This is a genomic window from Brevibacterium yomogidense (genome assembly GCF_900163715.1).
Taxonomy (GTDB): Bacteria; Actinomycetota; Actinomycetes; order Actinomycetales; family Brevibacteriaceae; genus Brevibacterium; species Brevibacterium yomogidense_A.
In genome coordinates, this window is record NZ_FWFF01000005.1 from 65625 (window position 1) to 79561 (window position 13937).

Below are 13937 nucleotides of genomic sequence, written 5' to 3' on the forward strand. Positions count from 1 at the left end.
CCAACCCGCACCCGCGCTCAGCCGTGGAGCTCGTCCGCCTGCCTGCGCTTGCGGGCGGATTCCGCCTGCTGCGCCCATCCGTCCGGCCCGTCGGGGTACCCGACCTCTTCGAGGACGAGGCCGTGGGCGGGCATGAGGTGCATGGGCGGCAGTTCCGCGCGATCCGCCCCCGCCTCCGCCCGCGCCAGCAGCTGCGCGGGCTCCGTGACGCCCCACGCTCCGGATCCGACCCGCACGAGACCGCCCACCAGCGCCCGCACCATGTGGTGGCAGAACGCGTCCGCGCGCAGGTCCAGTGCGATGACGCCCGAATCCTCCCGGACCACGGAGAGGTCGAGCAGTGTGCGGATCGTCGTGGACTCCGGTCGCGGCTTGCAGAAGGGCAGGAAGTCATGGAGCCCCAGCACCTCGCCGGCGGCCCGCGCCATCGCGCCGTGGTCGAGCGCCCCCCGATGGACCACCGTGTGCTGCGCCGCGAGCGGGTCGCGCAGCGCCCCCTCGTCCGCGATGCGGTAGGAGTACCTGCGCCACACGGCGGAGAACCGTGCGTCGAATGCTGCGGACACCTCCTGCGCCCCATGGATCACGAGGTCCGGGGCCCCCAGGTGCCCCAGCACGCCGCGCAGCCGGCTCACGAGTCCGTCGGCCGGCTCCCTGACCCGCTTCCCCCGGCCGGTGAGTGCGGCGAGGGCAGCAGGCGGGAGGTCGCAGTGGACCACCTGCCTCCGCGCGTGCACGCCCGCGTCCGTCCGACCCGCGACGATGGTGCGCACCCGCTGGCCGAACACGGTCGCGAAGCTCTCTTCGAGCACACCCTGGACGGTGCGCAGGGACGGCTGGGCCGCCCAGCCGTGGAAGTCCGTCCCCACGTATCCGAGGTCGATCCGGAACCGGGTCGCCTCACCGTCCGGGGTGAGAGTCACAGCTCCTCCCCCACCCGTCCCGGCCGGTAGTTCTCCGAGCCCGGCGAGACATCGTCGTGGATGTGGCGCTCATCGGGTTCCGACGGCGTGTACTCGATCTGCTTGATCTCCGTGTACACACCGCGCCACGGAAGGGCCAGCACCCGGGCGCGCCGACGGGTGTAGGCGCGGACGCTCGCATTGTGGTGGCGGACCGCGGCGCCGATATGGGTCTCGTGCCCCTCGAGCTGGACGAGGAGGTCATCGGCGAACCCGGGCGGGGCCTCGGGCGCGGATGCCTTCTCCCGGATGCCCGCGGCGACGGTGCGGACGGCGTCGGTCACGACATGCTCGGCGACTCCGGCGTCGATCCGGCTGCGCACGGTCTGCGCGGCCACGACGGCTGACTCGAGGTCCGCGATCCGCGGGTCCTCACCCAGGAGGCGGCGGGCCTCGGCGACGTAGACGGGGACGAGCCCGTGCCGGGCGGCGCGGGCCACGTCGAACTGGCGGCGGGCCTCCCGCGTGAGCGATCTGTTGAGCGACAGCTGGTTGTAGCGGATGGTCAGGAGGACGACGATGCCCGCCGCCAGCACGAGCACAGCGATGAGAACGACCCAACTCCACTGCATGTGCCTGGAAGCCCCCACTCCGACGACGTGTCCCACGAATCCTCAGGGACCAGGGTACCCGCAGGGCGCACACGTTCACCGGTCGTTCAGCCGCCGTTGACCGGCAGGATGGCGGGCGCAGGTGACCGGCCATGACGCCGACCCGGGGCCGGGCACCGCGGATTCGCGAGGCGTTCGCCGATCCGTCACCTGTTCCACCCGCTGTCCGTCACCTTTCTCACGTGAAATGAAACATGTGAGAGTCGCAGTGATCGCAGAATCGTTCCTCCCGCAGATGAACGGGGTCAGCCACAGCCTGCTCCGCGTGCTCGACCATCTGGCCGAGCGCGGAGACGAAGCCATCGTCATCGCACCGGGCAGCCGCGGTGATCGGCCGCGCGAGGTCGCAGGTGCCCGAGTCCTCCGAGTCCCCAGCTTCGCGATGCCGAAGTACCGCAAGGTCCGCGTCGCCCCGGGCGGAGTCGCCCGGATCCGGCGGCTGCTCGCCGACTTCGACCCGGACGTCGTCCATGTCGCCTCACCCTTCGTCCTGGGCTGGCGGGGCGTGCTCGCCGCGCAGGATCTGGGGATCCCGTCCGTCGCCGTCTACCAGACCGAGGTCCCGGCCTACGCCGCCCGCTACGGGATGCGCGGCCTGGAGACCGTGCTGTGGAACCACGTCCGCAACATCCACCAGCACGCCTCCCTCACGCTCGCGCCGTCGTCCTACACCGTCGACCAGCTCACCGGGATCGGTGTGAGCGACGTGCGCCTGTGGGCCCGCGGCGTGGACTCCTCGCGGTTCGACCCCACCCATCGGTCTGCGTCGTTCCGCGCGAAGGTCGGTGTGAGCGCGAATGGCACCGGGCCCGAGGTCGTCGTCGGCTTCGTGGGACGCCTCGCCGTGGAGAAGCAGGTCGAGGACCTGCGCGTCCTGTCGTCGGTCCCGAATGTGAAGCTGGTCATCGTCGGCGAGGGGCCGCAGAAGGACCGCCTGCGCAGGCTGCTCCCCGACGCTCACTTCACCGGGTTCCTGGGTGGAGAGGCGCTGGCCCAGGCCGTTGCGAGCTTCGACATCATGGCGTCGCCGGGCGAGTTCGAGACGTTCTGCCAGACCATCCAGGAGGCGATGGCCTCCGGCGTCCCCGTCGTGGCGCCTGCGCGCGGCGGCCCGCTGGACCTGGTCGACTCATCGCGCACCGGGTGGCTGTACAGCCCGGGCGACCTCGAGGGGCTGCGCGCGCACGTGGCGGACCTCGCGGGGGACGCGGCGAAGCGGAGGGCGTTCGGACTAACGGCGCGGGAGACGGTGCTGGGCCGCACGTGGAAGAGCGTGTGCTCGCAGCTGATCGGCCACTATTCGGCGGCGATCGCGAGGCCCGCGCCGCAGGTCATCGGCCGGTCGTACACCGGTGGTGCCCGGTGGGCGCAGGACCGCGTCTGAGGGGTGGGGCCTGGGGCGCGCCTGAGGGGCACGGCGCAGTCGTGGGTCTCGTCTGACGGGCGCCGCCGGAGGCCCGTGCACGAGACCCGCACAGGTACAGCCACCAGCACACACGGCGAGACGCCGGCTACCGGTATGAAACACCGTGTTCAGGCGCGGTGTTTCATACCGGTCACCGGCGTTTCGCGAGAGCGTGAGCGGCTGGGCTCTGCGAGAGAGGTCAGCGAGGACGTGAGCGGCTGGGCTCAGGCTCCCTGGGCGGAGGTCCTGTCGCGGATGTCGACGTAGTCGCGGACGTCCTCCGGGGCCCAAGTCTCGACATTCTTGATGTCCGGCATGTCGGTTGCGAGGAAGATCGGGTCCTCCCCCTTGCCCAGCTTCGCCCGGTAGTCGCGCAGCAGGCGCATCGCAGTCGGCGCGAGGATCGTGATGACGACCAGGTTGATGAGCGCGATCACGACCATCGACACCCCGGCGATGGACCACGCGAGCTCCACGGAGATGACGGAGCCGATGAACACCATCGCGACGACGGACAGACCGAAGGCCAGGTGCCAGCCGCGCTTCGACGTGAGGAAGTGGACGTTCGCCTCGCCGTAGGAGTAGTTGCCCAGCACGGATGTGAACGCGAGCAGCAGCATGATCGCGCCCAGGAGGATCGCCGACCAGGCGCCCAGGCTCGCGGTGAGCGACTCCTGGACCATGAGGAGGCCCTCGCCGCCGGTCGAGGGGTCCGGGAAGGCCACGAGCACGATGAACGCGGTGATCGTGCAGATGAGCAGCGTGTCGAAGTAGACGCCCAGCGTCTGGACGAGGCCCTGCTTGACGGGGTGGCTGACCGAGGCCGTCGCTGCGACGTTCGGCACCGAGCCCATGCCCGCCTCGTTGGAGAGCATCCCGCGCTGCACGCCGTTGACGATCGCAGCGCCGATGCCGCCGCCCACAGCCGCCTGCGGGCTGAAGGCGCCCTCGAACATCTGGCCGAAGACGCGGGGCAGCTCGCCGAAGTTCATGCCGACGACGATGAGTCCGATCAGCAGGTAGATGGCCGCCATGACCGGGACCATGTTCTGGGCGACGTTCGCGACCCGGCGCATCCCGCCGACCACGATGCCGGCGGTGAAGAGTGCGAGCACGATGCCCACGAGGAACGGCAGCCACGGCAGACCCGCCGGATCTGCGAAGGCACCGACGGCACCGCTCACGGCATCGGTGATCGTGTTCGCCTGCAGCGAGGTGAACGCCAGGGCGAAGCAGAAGATGAAGAGCAGCGCGAAGAACGCGCCGAACCCACGGCTGCCCAGCCCGCGGTGGATGTAGAAGGCCGGTCCGCCCTTGTAGGTGTCCTCCGCCCGGACCTTGTACAGCTGAGCCAGAGTCGACTCGATGAAGCTCGCAGCGGAGGTGAAGAGGCACATGATCCACATCCACACGACGGCGCCGGGGCCGCCGATGAAGATCGCGCCGGCGACGCCGGACACATTGCCGGTGCCCACGCGGGCGGCGGCGGAGATCACGAACGCCTGGAACGCGGACAGCGACTTCGTGTCGTGCTTGGCGCCCTCGTCGGACTGCGGCTTCTCTGTGATGGACCGGAACATGGCCGGCAGCATCCGGAACTGGACGGCGCCGGTGCGCAGCGTGAAGTACAGGGCGAGCAGCCCGACGACGGGCATGCCCAGCCAGGTCCACAGCCACCCTTCGGCGTTGCCGAGCCATGTGTTGAGGTCATCTATGAGTCCCATATGCGCCACGGTATCCGGAAGGGAGGTGACGTGTGACTCAGAGCACCGCTGTTATGACATGACTCACGTTCAGCGGAGGCTCAGCATCTCACTCGAGGCCGCGCGCTTCGAGGGCGCGCCCGGTGTCCTGCGCGTACTTCACCGTGCCCAGCACCAGCGGGATGGTGCGGGCGCGCAGGGAGCCCTCGAGACCTCGGGCGCGGGCGGAGTCTCCGGCGACCCGCGCAAGGTCGGCGATGACGGGGAGGCTGCGGACCACCAGCCCTGCGGCCAGGCCGACGGTTGCCGGTCGCAGGCCGACGAACCGCAGCGGCCACGCGAGGACCTCGAACACCGCGATCAGCTCGCCCACCGTCGTCGTGAGCATGAGCAGAGCGGCGGCCATGATGCACACGACGATGGTCGAGGAGAGCCGCAGGCCAGTGGCCCAGTCCGTGAGCCAGAGATGCGCGGCGAAGACGGCCACGATGATCAGGCCGATCCGCAGGACGGGAGCGACGAGTTCACGCAGCGGCAGACGGGCGCTGACCGCCACGGCGACGATGAGCACGAGGAGGCCCACGTTGACCTGGGCGTCACGCGTCGCCAGCACGACGACGCTCAGGGCGGCGACGCCTGCGAGCTTCGTCCACGCGGGCGATCGGTGCAGCCACGAGTCACCGGGGACCCGGCGCCCGAGGAAGCGCTGGCGGGCCCTCATGCGCGTGCTCTCACTGTGCGGGCTCTCACTATTCGTTCTCTCGCTATGCGGGCTCTCATGCGCGGGCCGTCACTCACGGGCCCGAGGCGCGCCGGACTCCACGGCGCGGGATTCCTCGGCGACGACCGCGCGGTAGGCGGCGACGACCTCGGCGGGGGCGCCGTCCGCATGCAGGCGACCATGGTGGATGAGGAGGGTGCGCTCGGCGTCCTGGGCGACCTCGAGGTCGTGGGTGGAGAGGATGGTGCGGACTCCGCGACGGGAGACGAGGTCGGCGAGCACGCCGCGCAGCTTCTCCCGATTCGCGAGGTCGAGCAGGGTCGTGGGCTCGTCGAGCACCAGCACTGCGGGGTCGACGGCGAGGACGGTCGCCAGGGCCACGAGCTGCCGCTGCCCGCCCGACAGCTCGTACACGCTGCGCTCCGCCAGATCCGCGACGCCCAGCTCGTCGAGGACTGCGAGTGCGCGGGTGCGGCGCTCGCGCTTGTCACGGACGAGGTGCTTGAGGGAGAGCTCGACGTCCTCGAGCGGGGTGGGCATGACGAGCTGAGCGGCCGGATCCGTGAAGACGAATCCCACGCGCCGCCGGACCTCACGTCCGCGGTCTGCGACGTCGAGCCCGTCGACCATGACCCGCCCCTCGTCGACCGGGATGAGCCCGTTGATGAGCTGGAGCAGGGTCGACTTGCCGGATCCGTTGGCCCCGATGACGGTCACCGTCGGCTCCGTGAGGGTGCACGAGACATCCGAGAGGATCTTGCGGCTCGTCGCCTCATCCGGACGGCGATCGGCAGCCGGGTCGAGTACGTGGACGCCGGCGTTTTCGAAGACGATCGCGGGGTCGGTCATCGGCGGGTGGGCCATCGGAGAACCAGTCATCGGCGGATCAGCACGGCGGGGAAGGCGCGGTGGACGACGACGGCCAGGGCTGCGGCGCCGGCGTTCTTCAGCACGTCCCCGGGCCAGAAGGCCATGTCCGCGACGAACGCCTGCTGCAGGGTGAGGCCCAGGTTGAGGGACATGCCCGTGATGCCCAGCGGGTGGACGGTGAGGAAGCTCGCGATCAGCCCGCCTGCGAAGAGGGCCAGCCACAGCTTCCAGCCGCGCAGGCGCTTGACGGCCCAGCCGGCGATCGCACCGACCACCAGCGCGTAGAGCGCGAAGCCCGCGATGTATCCGGCGGACGGTCCCGCAAGCACACCGAGGCCGCCGGAGAAGTTCGAGAAGATCGGCAGGCCGATGAGCCCCAGCGCCACATAGAGCGCGGTGGCGAGGAAGCCGCGCGCGGGCCCCAGGACCATGCCGCACAGCGCGATGGCGAGTGTCTGGAGGGTGATCGGTACACCCGCTCCGCCCACGGGTATCGCGGGCATCGCGGCGAACACCGCTAGCAGAGCCGCGAAGACCGCGATGAACGCCAGATCGCCGGCGCCCCATCGACTGCGGGAGGCCGAGACCTCGGACTGCGACACCGCTCCGCGGTCTGCGGTCGCTGCGTGTGACATGGGGACTCCTTCGTCTGTGCGACACCGTACTCCTGAACGGCGTTCAGGGCATGGGCACACAGTACCTGAACACCGTTCAGGAGGCGAGGCGGACGGCTGCTCTTGGGATCAGTCCGTCACCGTGCGCACCACGCGCGCCGGGGAGCCCACCACGACGGTGCCCTTCGGGACGTCCTTCGTCACCACGGACGCGGCCGCCACGACTGCGTCGTCCCCGATCGTCACTCCCGGCAGGACAGTCACGTTGGCCCCGATCCACACGTTGCGACCGATGACGATCGGAGCCGGGTGCATGTCTGCGCGCCGCGCGGGGTCGAGATCATGGTTGAGCGTCGCCAGCACCGTGTTGTGCCCGATCAGGCAGTCGTCGCCGATCGTCACTCCGCCCTGGTCCTGGAACCGGCAGCCCGAGTTGATGAAGACGCGCTTCCCGAGCGCGATGTTCTTCCCGAAGTCGGAGTGCAGCGGAGGGAAGACGGTGACGGTCTCATCGACGGGCCCACCGATGAGTGAGGCCAGCAGCTCACGCACCTGTGCAGGCTCGTGATACCCGCCATTCAGCTCGCCGGTGATGCGCAGCGCATCCTGACTGGTGCGGTGCATGACCTCGTGCAGCGGGGAGTCCCCCGTGATGGTCTGACCGGCATTCAGCGCTTCCAGGAGATCGTCGAGATCCATGGAGGCCTCCTTCATCGTTCCTGCGGACTGCCCCACTCCGCGAGCCGACTGCTCACGCCGCGAAAGGACGAGTCACGCTGCCAGCGCGACTCGCCCGCTCACTCCCACTCGATGGTGCCCGGGGGCTTCGACGTCACGTCGAGCACGACGCGGTTGACCTCGTCGACCTCGTTCGTGATGCGGTTGGAGATCTGCGCGAGCACGTCGAACGGCACCCGCGTCCAATCCGCCGTCATCGCATCCTCGCTGCTGACCGGGCGCAGCACGATCGGGTGGCCGTACGTGCGGCCGTCGCCCTGGACGCCCACGGAGCGGACGTCCGCGAGCAGCACGACCGGGCACTGCCAGATCTCGTCGTCGAGGCCCGCCTTCGTGAGCTCTTCGCGGGCGATCGCGTCCGCGCGGCGGAGGATCGCGAGGCGCTCCGCGGAGACCGCACCGACGATGCGGATGCCGAGGCCGGGGCCGGGGAACGGCTGGCGTCCGACGATGATCTCGGGCAGGCCCAGGGCGCGGCCGATCGCTCGGACCTCGTCCTTGAAGAGCTCCCGCAGCGGCTCGACGAGCTGGAACTGCAGGTCCTCCGGGAGTCCGCCCACGTTGTGGTGGCTCTTGATGTTCGCGGTGCCGGCCCCGCCGCCGGATTCGACGACGTCCGGGTACAGGGTGCCCTGGACGAGGAACTCGATGTCCCCACCTGCGCCCTCACGGGACTCTGCGACGAGATCCGCCGCAGTCTGCTCGAACGAGCGGATGAACTCGCGGCCGATGATCTTCCGCTTGGCCTCAGGATCCGTCACGCCGTCGAGCTCGCCCAGGAACGTGTCGACCGCGTCGACCGTCACCAGGCGCACGCCGGTCGAGGCGACGAAGTCCTCCTCGACCTGCTTCCGCTCGCCCTCGCGCAGCAGTCCGTGGTCGACGAACACGCACGTGAGCTGGTCCCCCACAGCCCGGTGCACGAGCGCCGCCGCGACGGCGGAATCGACGCCGCCGGACAGGCCGCAGATCAGCTTCTTGTCGCCCACCTGCGCGCGGATCCGTGCGACCTGGTCCTCGATGATCGACTGGTCCGTCCAGTCCGCCTCCAGGCCCGCCACCTCGAAGAGGAAGTTCTCGAGCACCTTCTGGCCGTTCTCCGAGTGGAGGACCTCCGGATGCCACTGGACACCTGCGCACCTGCGCGCACGGTCCTCGAACGCGGCGATGGGGGTCGAGGCGGTCGACGCCAGGACGGAGAAGCCTGCCGGAGCCTCGGTGACGGAGTCCGCGTGGGACATCCACACCTTCTGCTCACCGCTCACTCCGGCGAGCAGCGCGCCGGAGTCCGCGGCGACGGTCGCGACCGTCGAGCCGTACTCCCGCCTGCCGGTCTTCGACACGGTCCCGCCGAATGCGCGGGCGAGCGTCTGGAAGCCGTAGCAGATGCCGAAGACCGGCACATCCAGATCGAGGACACCCGCCGACAGCGCCGGTGCTCCCTCTTCATTCACGGAGGACGGCCCGCCGGAGAGCACGATGGCCCGGGGATCCTTCGTGGCGAACTCCTCTGCCGTGGCGGTGTGCGGGATGACCTCGGAGAAGAGGCCCGCCTCCCGCACACGGCGAGCGATGAGCTGGGCGTACTGGGCGCCGAAGTCGACGACGAGGACCGGGCGTGATTGCGGGTGCGGGATACCCGCAGCGGAGGGGGACTCACTCATGCGTGCCATCCTACGTCCCCCGCCACCGTGCCGTTCACGCGCGCTCGTCAGCCGGCCACAGCGTCGCGCACCGCGACGACCAGCTGGTCGAGCGGCAGTCCGCGTTCACGGGCGGTGGCGACGACCTCGGCGGCGTAGGTCTCCACAGCCGGATCCAGGCCCGAGGCCGTCGGCAGATCCGCTGGATCGATCCCCTCGCTGATGCGGGTGCCGGCACCCCGGCGGGTGGTGACGATCCCGGCCTCCTCGAGTTCGCGGTAGGCGCGGGCGACCGTGTTCACGGCGAGCCCCTGGTCCGTGGCGTGCGCCCGGATCGCCGGGAGCCTGTCGCCCGCGAGCAGTTCGCCCGTCGCGACGGCGTCGATGATGCCGCGGCGGATCTGCTCGTACGGCGGCATCGCCGCACCCGTCCCGTCGATCAGCCGCAGGTGGTCGTACTCGCCCATGTGCACTCCTTCAGTTCGCGGTGCCCGCTCGAACCCGCTCAGTCACCCAGTGTGCCGGACAGGCGCTCCCGCATGCGGCGGCTGGCCTCGTTGAGTCCGTGGACCTCGACGACGGTGCCGTAGGACTCGTACTTGTCCGTCACGGAATCGATCGCGGCCACCGTCGAGGCGTCCCACACGTGGGAGGCGCGCATGTCGATGATGACCCGATTCGGGTCCGCCGCGTAGTGGAACATCGTGTAGAGGTCGTTGGACGAGGCGAAGAAGAGCTCGCCCTCCACGGTGTAGCGGGCGACCCGTCCCTCCTCCACGACGTCCCGGTCCACGGTGACGAAGTGGGCGACGCGGTGCGCGAACGCCACCATCGCGACGAGCACGCCCAGGCCCACGCCGATCGCCAGGTTGTTCGTGAGCACCGTGCCCACGACGGTGACGAGCATGACGGTCGTCTCCGACTTGGGCATCCGCTTGAGCGTCGACGGCCGTATCGAGTGCCAGTCGAACGTCGCCCAAGAGACGAACACCATGATCGCGACGAGCACCGCCATGGGGATGACGGCAACGACGTCGCCCAGCAGCACGACGAGGATCATGAGGAACACACCCGCGCAGAACGTGGAGATCCGTGTGCGCGCACCGGACGCCTTCACGTTCATCATGGTCTGGCCGACCACCGCGCAGCCGCCCATGCCGCCCAGGAACCCGGACACGACGTTCGCCGCGCCCTGCGCCCAGGATTCGCGGGTCTTGTTCGACCGGGTGTCGGTGATGTCATCGACGAGCTTCGCCGTGAGCAGCGATTCGAGCAGACCCACCACCGCCATCGCGAGCGAGAACGGGGCGATCACCTGGAACGTCTCCCACGTGAGCGGCACGTCCGGGAGGAAGAGGACCGGGATCGCCTCGGGCAGCTCGCCCCGGTCCCCCACGGTCGGGATGTCCCAGTCCATGAGCACGACGAGCGGCGTGAGCACGAGGATCGCCATGAGCGGCGCGGGGACAGCCGTCGTGAGCTTCGGCAGCAGGAAGACGATGAGCAGACCGGCGAGGCACACGGGGTACACCAACCAGGGGACACCGACGAGCTCCGGCACCTGCGCCATGAACACGAGGATCGCGAGTGCGTTCACGAACCCCACCATCACCTGGCGCGGGATGAAGCGCATGAGGCGCGCTGCGCCGACGACCGCGAGGATCACCTGGAACACGCCCGCCAGGATGACAGCGGCGATGAGGTAGTCGACACCGTGCGAGGACGACAGCGGCGCGATGACCAGGGCGACCGCACCCGTCGCGGCGGAGATCATCGCGGGTCGTCCGCCCAGGATCGCGGTCGTCACCGCCATGGTGAAGGACGCAAAGAGACCCACCCGGGGGTCCACGCCCGCGATGATGGAGAATGCGATGGCCTCCGGGATGAGGGCGAGTGCGACGACGAGCCCGGCCAGGACCTCGGTCCGCAACCAGCCGAACCGTCCGAGGGTGCGGCGGACGCTCTGCCGCTCGTACGGGTCGAGGCGATCTCGCTGCGCCGGTTGGTCTGGCCCGTCAGGCACGTGCGAACCCGACGGAGTCGTCACTCCTTGGGTGCGACTACGACCGCCGCATCGAGCTCCGCTTCGACCTGGCGGTGGATGCGGCGCTCCAGGATGAACGACATGACGGGCACGACGCCCGCGAGTGCGAGGATCAGCAGGCGACCCAGCTTCCACCGCATCGACGAGTTCAGCCAGAAGCACGCGATGAGGTAGACGACGTAGCACCAGCCGTGGCTGATCGCGATCGCCGCGGCGAGGTCGAAGCCGCCGAAGTTCAGCGCCTCAGCGGGAGAGCCGCCCAGCACGAACGGCACGTAGATGTACTTGTAGAGCATCTCCACGGTGAGGATCATGAGCATCGTGCCGGTGATGAGCGCCATCACGCGGTAGAACCGCACGGCGTTCCGTGCGGACGTGAACTGCTTGACCGTCCACACCTCGTCCGGGTCGAACTGTGGCGCGGCATCGGGGTTCTGCGTCACTGCGGTGTTCCTCCTGCGTGCGTGTTCCGGGTGCTGCTGGTGTCCGTGTCGCCGGCGTCCGTGCGTCTGGTGTCCGTGCGTCCGGACTGCGTGTCGCTGGTCTGCGTGTCGCCGGTCTGCGAGCCCCTCGACTGCAGGTCCTTCTCGCCGGCCTGCTTGACGATGACGTATTCGGTGGGCCCGCCGAACTCCTCCTGCTGCTGTGCGCGGTGAGCGTCGCGCAGCAGCTGGAACCAGATGTAGAAGGCGAACCCTGCGAAGAAGATCCATTCGAGCGCGTAGATCGCAGACTGCCAGTCGACGCCCTTGCCGTCCTCCTGGGCCTCGAGGTCGACGTGCGGCATGCCGTCACCGGCGCCGGTCATGGAGGCGTGCTCCGGGAAGAGGACGCCGGAGTAGGTGTGGACGTCGAACATGTTGATCAGCTGCGACGTCGACACGCTGCGCACCTGCCCGTCCGGCAGGTCGGAGGCCTGCAGCGGCCCCTCGACGGGACCCAGCCGGGCTTCCATGTCGATGTCTCCCGCGGGTGCGGGATGGTCCGCCGCCGAGGCCGCATCGGCCACCCAGCCGCGGATCACCGGGATCGCGATGGGCTTGGCGGTGGCCGTATCGGGGCTGCTCAACTGGGCCTCCTCACCCAGCTGGGCGCCCGCGACCTCGAACATCGTCACGACCCAGAATCCGGAGTCCCCCTCGTGGATGCGGTCGGTGACCAGCACCTCGGCATCGGGGAGGTAGCGGCCGGACAGGCTCACGCGCTGGTCGACCAGGCGCTGGGGCATGGGCACCTGCGCGTCGAGCACGTCGTTGAACGGCCGCATCGTGTCGACGTCCTGCGCGGTGAGGACGTCGTTCTTATGCTGAGCGCGGTCGACCTGCCACATGGACAGGCCGACGAAGATGCTCGCCAGGACGAGCACCAGCGCGAGGAATGACAGCCATCGCGGTGTCAGCGCGAGTCGGAGCACTCAGGAGAGCTTCCGCTTATCGGCTTCCGGGGACACGACGACGTCGACGCGCTGGAACTCCTTGAGGTCAAGGTAGCCGGAGGTGGCCATCGCACGGCGCAGTGCACCCGCGATGTTCACCTCGCCGATCGCGGTGTGGCCGGGACCCTGGAGCACCTGCTCCAGCGGGCCCACCGTGCCGAGCTCGACCTTGTGCCCGCGCGGCATCTGCGCGTGGTGCGCTTCTGCGCCCCAGTGCGAGCCGCGGCCGGGGGCCTCGTCCGCACGGGCCAGGGCGGTGCCCAGCATGACGGCGTCGGCCCCCATCGCGAAGGCCTTGACGATGTCGCCGGAGTGGCCCAGTCCGCCGTCGGCGATCACGTGCACGTAGCGGCCGCCGGACTCGTCCATGTAGTCACGGCGTGCGGCGTGGATGTCCGCGATGGCGGTGGCCATCGGCACGCGGATCCCCAGGGTGCGGTGCGTGGTGGAGGACGCGCCGCCGCCGAATCCGACGAGCACGCCAGCGGCGCCGGTGCGCATGAGGTGCAGCGCCGTCGTGTAGGTGGCGGCCCCGCCGACGATGACGGGGACGTCGAGTTCGTAGATGAACTGCTTGAGGTTCAGGGTGTCGTCACCGCTGGAGACGTGCTCCGCGGACACGGTCGTGCCGCGGATGACGAACAGCTCCACACCGGCTTCGACGACGGTGTTCCAGTGCTCGAGCGTGCGGGCCGGGGACAGCGCCGCGGCGACGGTGACGCCCGCGTCGCGGATCTCCTCGATGCGCGCGGTGATGAGCTCCGGCTTGATCGGCTCCGAGTAGATCTCCTGCATGCGGGCCGTGGCCGAGGCGCGGTCCAGTCGGGAGATCTCGTCGAGCTGGGGCTGCGGATCCTCGTAGCGGGTCCACAGTCCCTCGAGGTCGAGGACGCCCAGGCCGCCGAGCTTCCCCAGCGCGATCGCCGTCGCCGGCGACATCACGGAGTCCATCGGCGCCGCGATGAACGGCAGCTCGAAGCGATAGGCGTCGATCTGCCACGACAGGTCGACGTCCTGGGGGTCACGGGTACGACGGGCCGGGACCACGGCGATGTCGTCCAGCCCGTAGGCGCGACGACCCCGCTTCCCGCGACCGATCTCAATCTCTTGGCTCACCCTCCCAGCCTACCGGCTGGGCGCAGAGCCGATCATCAGGGACCTGTCACGCAGACCGGTGGGCCCGTTCGCCGC

General features: G+C 69.7%; 14 protein-coding genes. 1 reads left to right on the forward strand and 13 read right to left on the reverse strand.

The window, feature by feature from the left end:
• Positions 1-17: 17 nt before the first annotated feature.
• Together FM105_RS04195 and FM105_RS04200 are read right to left on the reverse strand one after the other, a co-directional pair.
• Positions 18-923, reverse strand: coding sequence for a tRNA pseudouridine synthase A (locus FM105_RS04195; protein ID WP_087005259.1), 906 nt, complete (start codon positions 921-923; stop codon positions 18-20).
• On the reverse strand, positions 920-1534 hold the full coding sequence (locus FM105_RS04200; RefSeq protein ID WP_143275817.1) for a LemA family protein: 615 nt from the start codon (positions 1532-1534) through the stop codon (positions 920-922). The genes FM105_RS04195 and FM105_RS04200 overlap by 4 nt, the downstream gene beginning before the upstream one ends.
• A 235-nt stretch (positions 1535-1769) precedes the next feature.
• Between FM105_RS04200 and FM105_RS04205 the strand changes: the two genes are divergently transcribed.
• Entirely contained in the window at positions 1770-2957 is a 1188-nt protein-coding gene (locus FM105_RS04205; RefSeq protein ID WP_218777909.1) for a glycosyltransferase family 4 protein, read from the forward strand.
• A 245-nt stretch (positions 2958-3202) separates the two neighbouring features.
• Here FM105_RS04205 and FM105_RS04210 read toward each other — a convergent pair whose 3' ends face one another.
• From FM105_RS04210 to FM105_RS04260, 11 genes are all read right to left on the reverse strand, one after another.
• Positions 3203-4702, reverse strand: a complete 1500-nt coding sequence (locus FM105_RS04210) for an alanine/glycine:cation symporter family protein (protein WP_087005264.1) — start codon at positions 4700-4702, stop codon at positions 3203-3205.
• An 88-nt stretch (positions 4703-4790) separates the two neighbouring features.
• Complete coding sequence (locus FM105_RS04215) at positions 4791-5402, reverse strand: energy-coupling factor transporter transmembrane component T family protein (protein WP_087005267.1); 612 nt, start codon at positions 5400-5402, stop codon at positions 4791-4793.
• Positions 5403-5471: 69 nt separating this feature from the next.
• The gene (locus FM105_RS04220; protein WP_256970220.1) at positions 5472-6281 is read right to left on the reverse strand and encodes an energy-coupling factor ABC transporter ATP-binding protein; all 810 of its coding nucleotides are present in this window, start codon (positions 6279-6281) and stop codon (positions 5472-5474) included.
• The gene (locus FM105_RS04225; RefSeq protein ID WP_087005273.1) at positions 6278-6907 is read right to left on the reverse strand and encodes a biotin transporter BioY; all 630 of its coding nucleotides are present in this window, start codon (positions 6905-6907) and stop codon (positions 6278-6280) included. The genes FM105_RS04220 and FM105_RS04225 overlap by 4 nt, the downstream gene beginning before the upstream one ends.
• A gap of 108 nt (positions 6908-7015) precedes the next feature.
• Positions 7016-7585 (reverse strand): DapH/DapD/GlmU-related protein, encoded by a 570-nt coding sequence (locus FM105_RS04230; RefSeq protein WP_087005276.1) that lies wholly within the window; start codon positions 7583-7585, stop codon positions 7016-7018.
• Positions 7586-7683: 98 nt separating this feature from the next.
• Positions 7684-9288 carry a glutamine-hydrolyzing GMP synthase gene (gene guaA, locus FM105_RS04235; RefSeq protein ID WP_087005279.1) on the reverse strand — a complete coding sequence of 535 codons (1605 nt, stop codon included), beginning with the start codon at positions 9286-9288 and terminating at the stop codon, positions 7684-7686.
• A gap of 47 nt (positions 9289-9335) precedes the next feature.
• On the reverse strand, positions 9336-9734 hold the full coding sequence (locus FM105_RS04240) for a GntR family transcriptional regulator (protein WP_179207062.1): 399 nt from the start codon (positions 9732-9734) through the stop codon (positions 9336-9338).
• Between the two features lie 38 nt (positions 9735-9772).
• Positions 9773-11290 carry a SulP family inorganic anion transporter gene (locus tag FM105_RS04245; RefSeq protein WP_087005640.1) on the reverse strand — a complete coding sequence of 506 codons (1518 nt, stop codon included), beginning with the start codon at positions 11288-11290 and terminating at the stop codon, positions 9773-9775.
• Between the two features lie 20 nt (positions 11291-11310).
• A complete protein-coding gene (locus FM105_RS04250) occupies positions 11311-11754 on the reverse strand; it encodes a DUF3817 domain-containing protein (RefSeq protein ID WP_087005283.1) in 444 nt (147 codons plus the stop codon).
• Positions 11751-12725 carry an SURF1 family protein gene (locus FM105_RS04255; RefSeq protein WP_087005286.1) on the reverse strand — a complete coding sequence of 325 codons (975 nt, stop codon included), beginning with the start codon at positions 12723-12725 and terminating at the stop codon, positions 11751-11753. Before FM105_RS04255 ends, FM105_RS04250 begins: the two co-directional genes overlap by 4 nt.
• Positions 12726-13862 carry a GuaB3 family IMP dehydrogenase-related protein gene (locus tag FM105_RS04260; RefSeq protein WP_087005290.1) on the reverse strand — a complete coding sequence of 379 codons (1137 nt, stop codon included), beginning with the start codon at positions 13860-13862 and terminating at the stop codon, positions 12726-12728.
• Positions 13863-13937 lie beyond the last annotated feature (75 nt).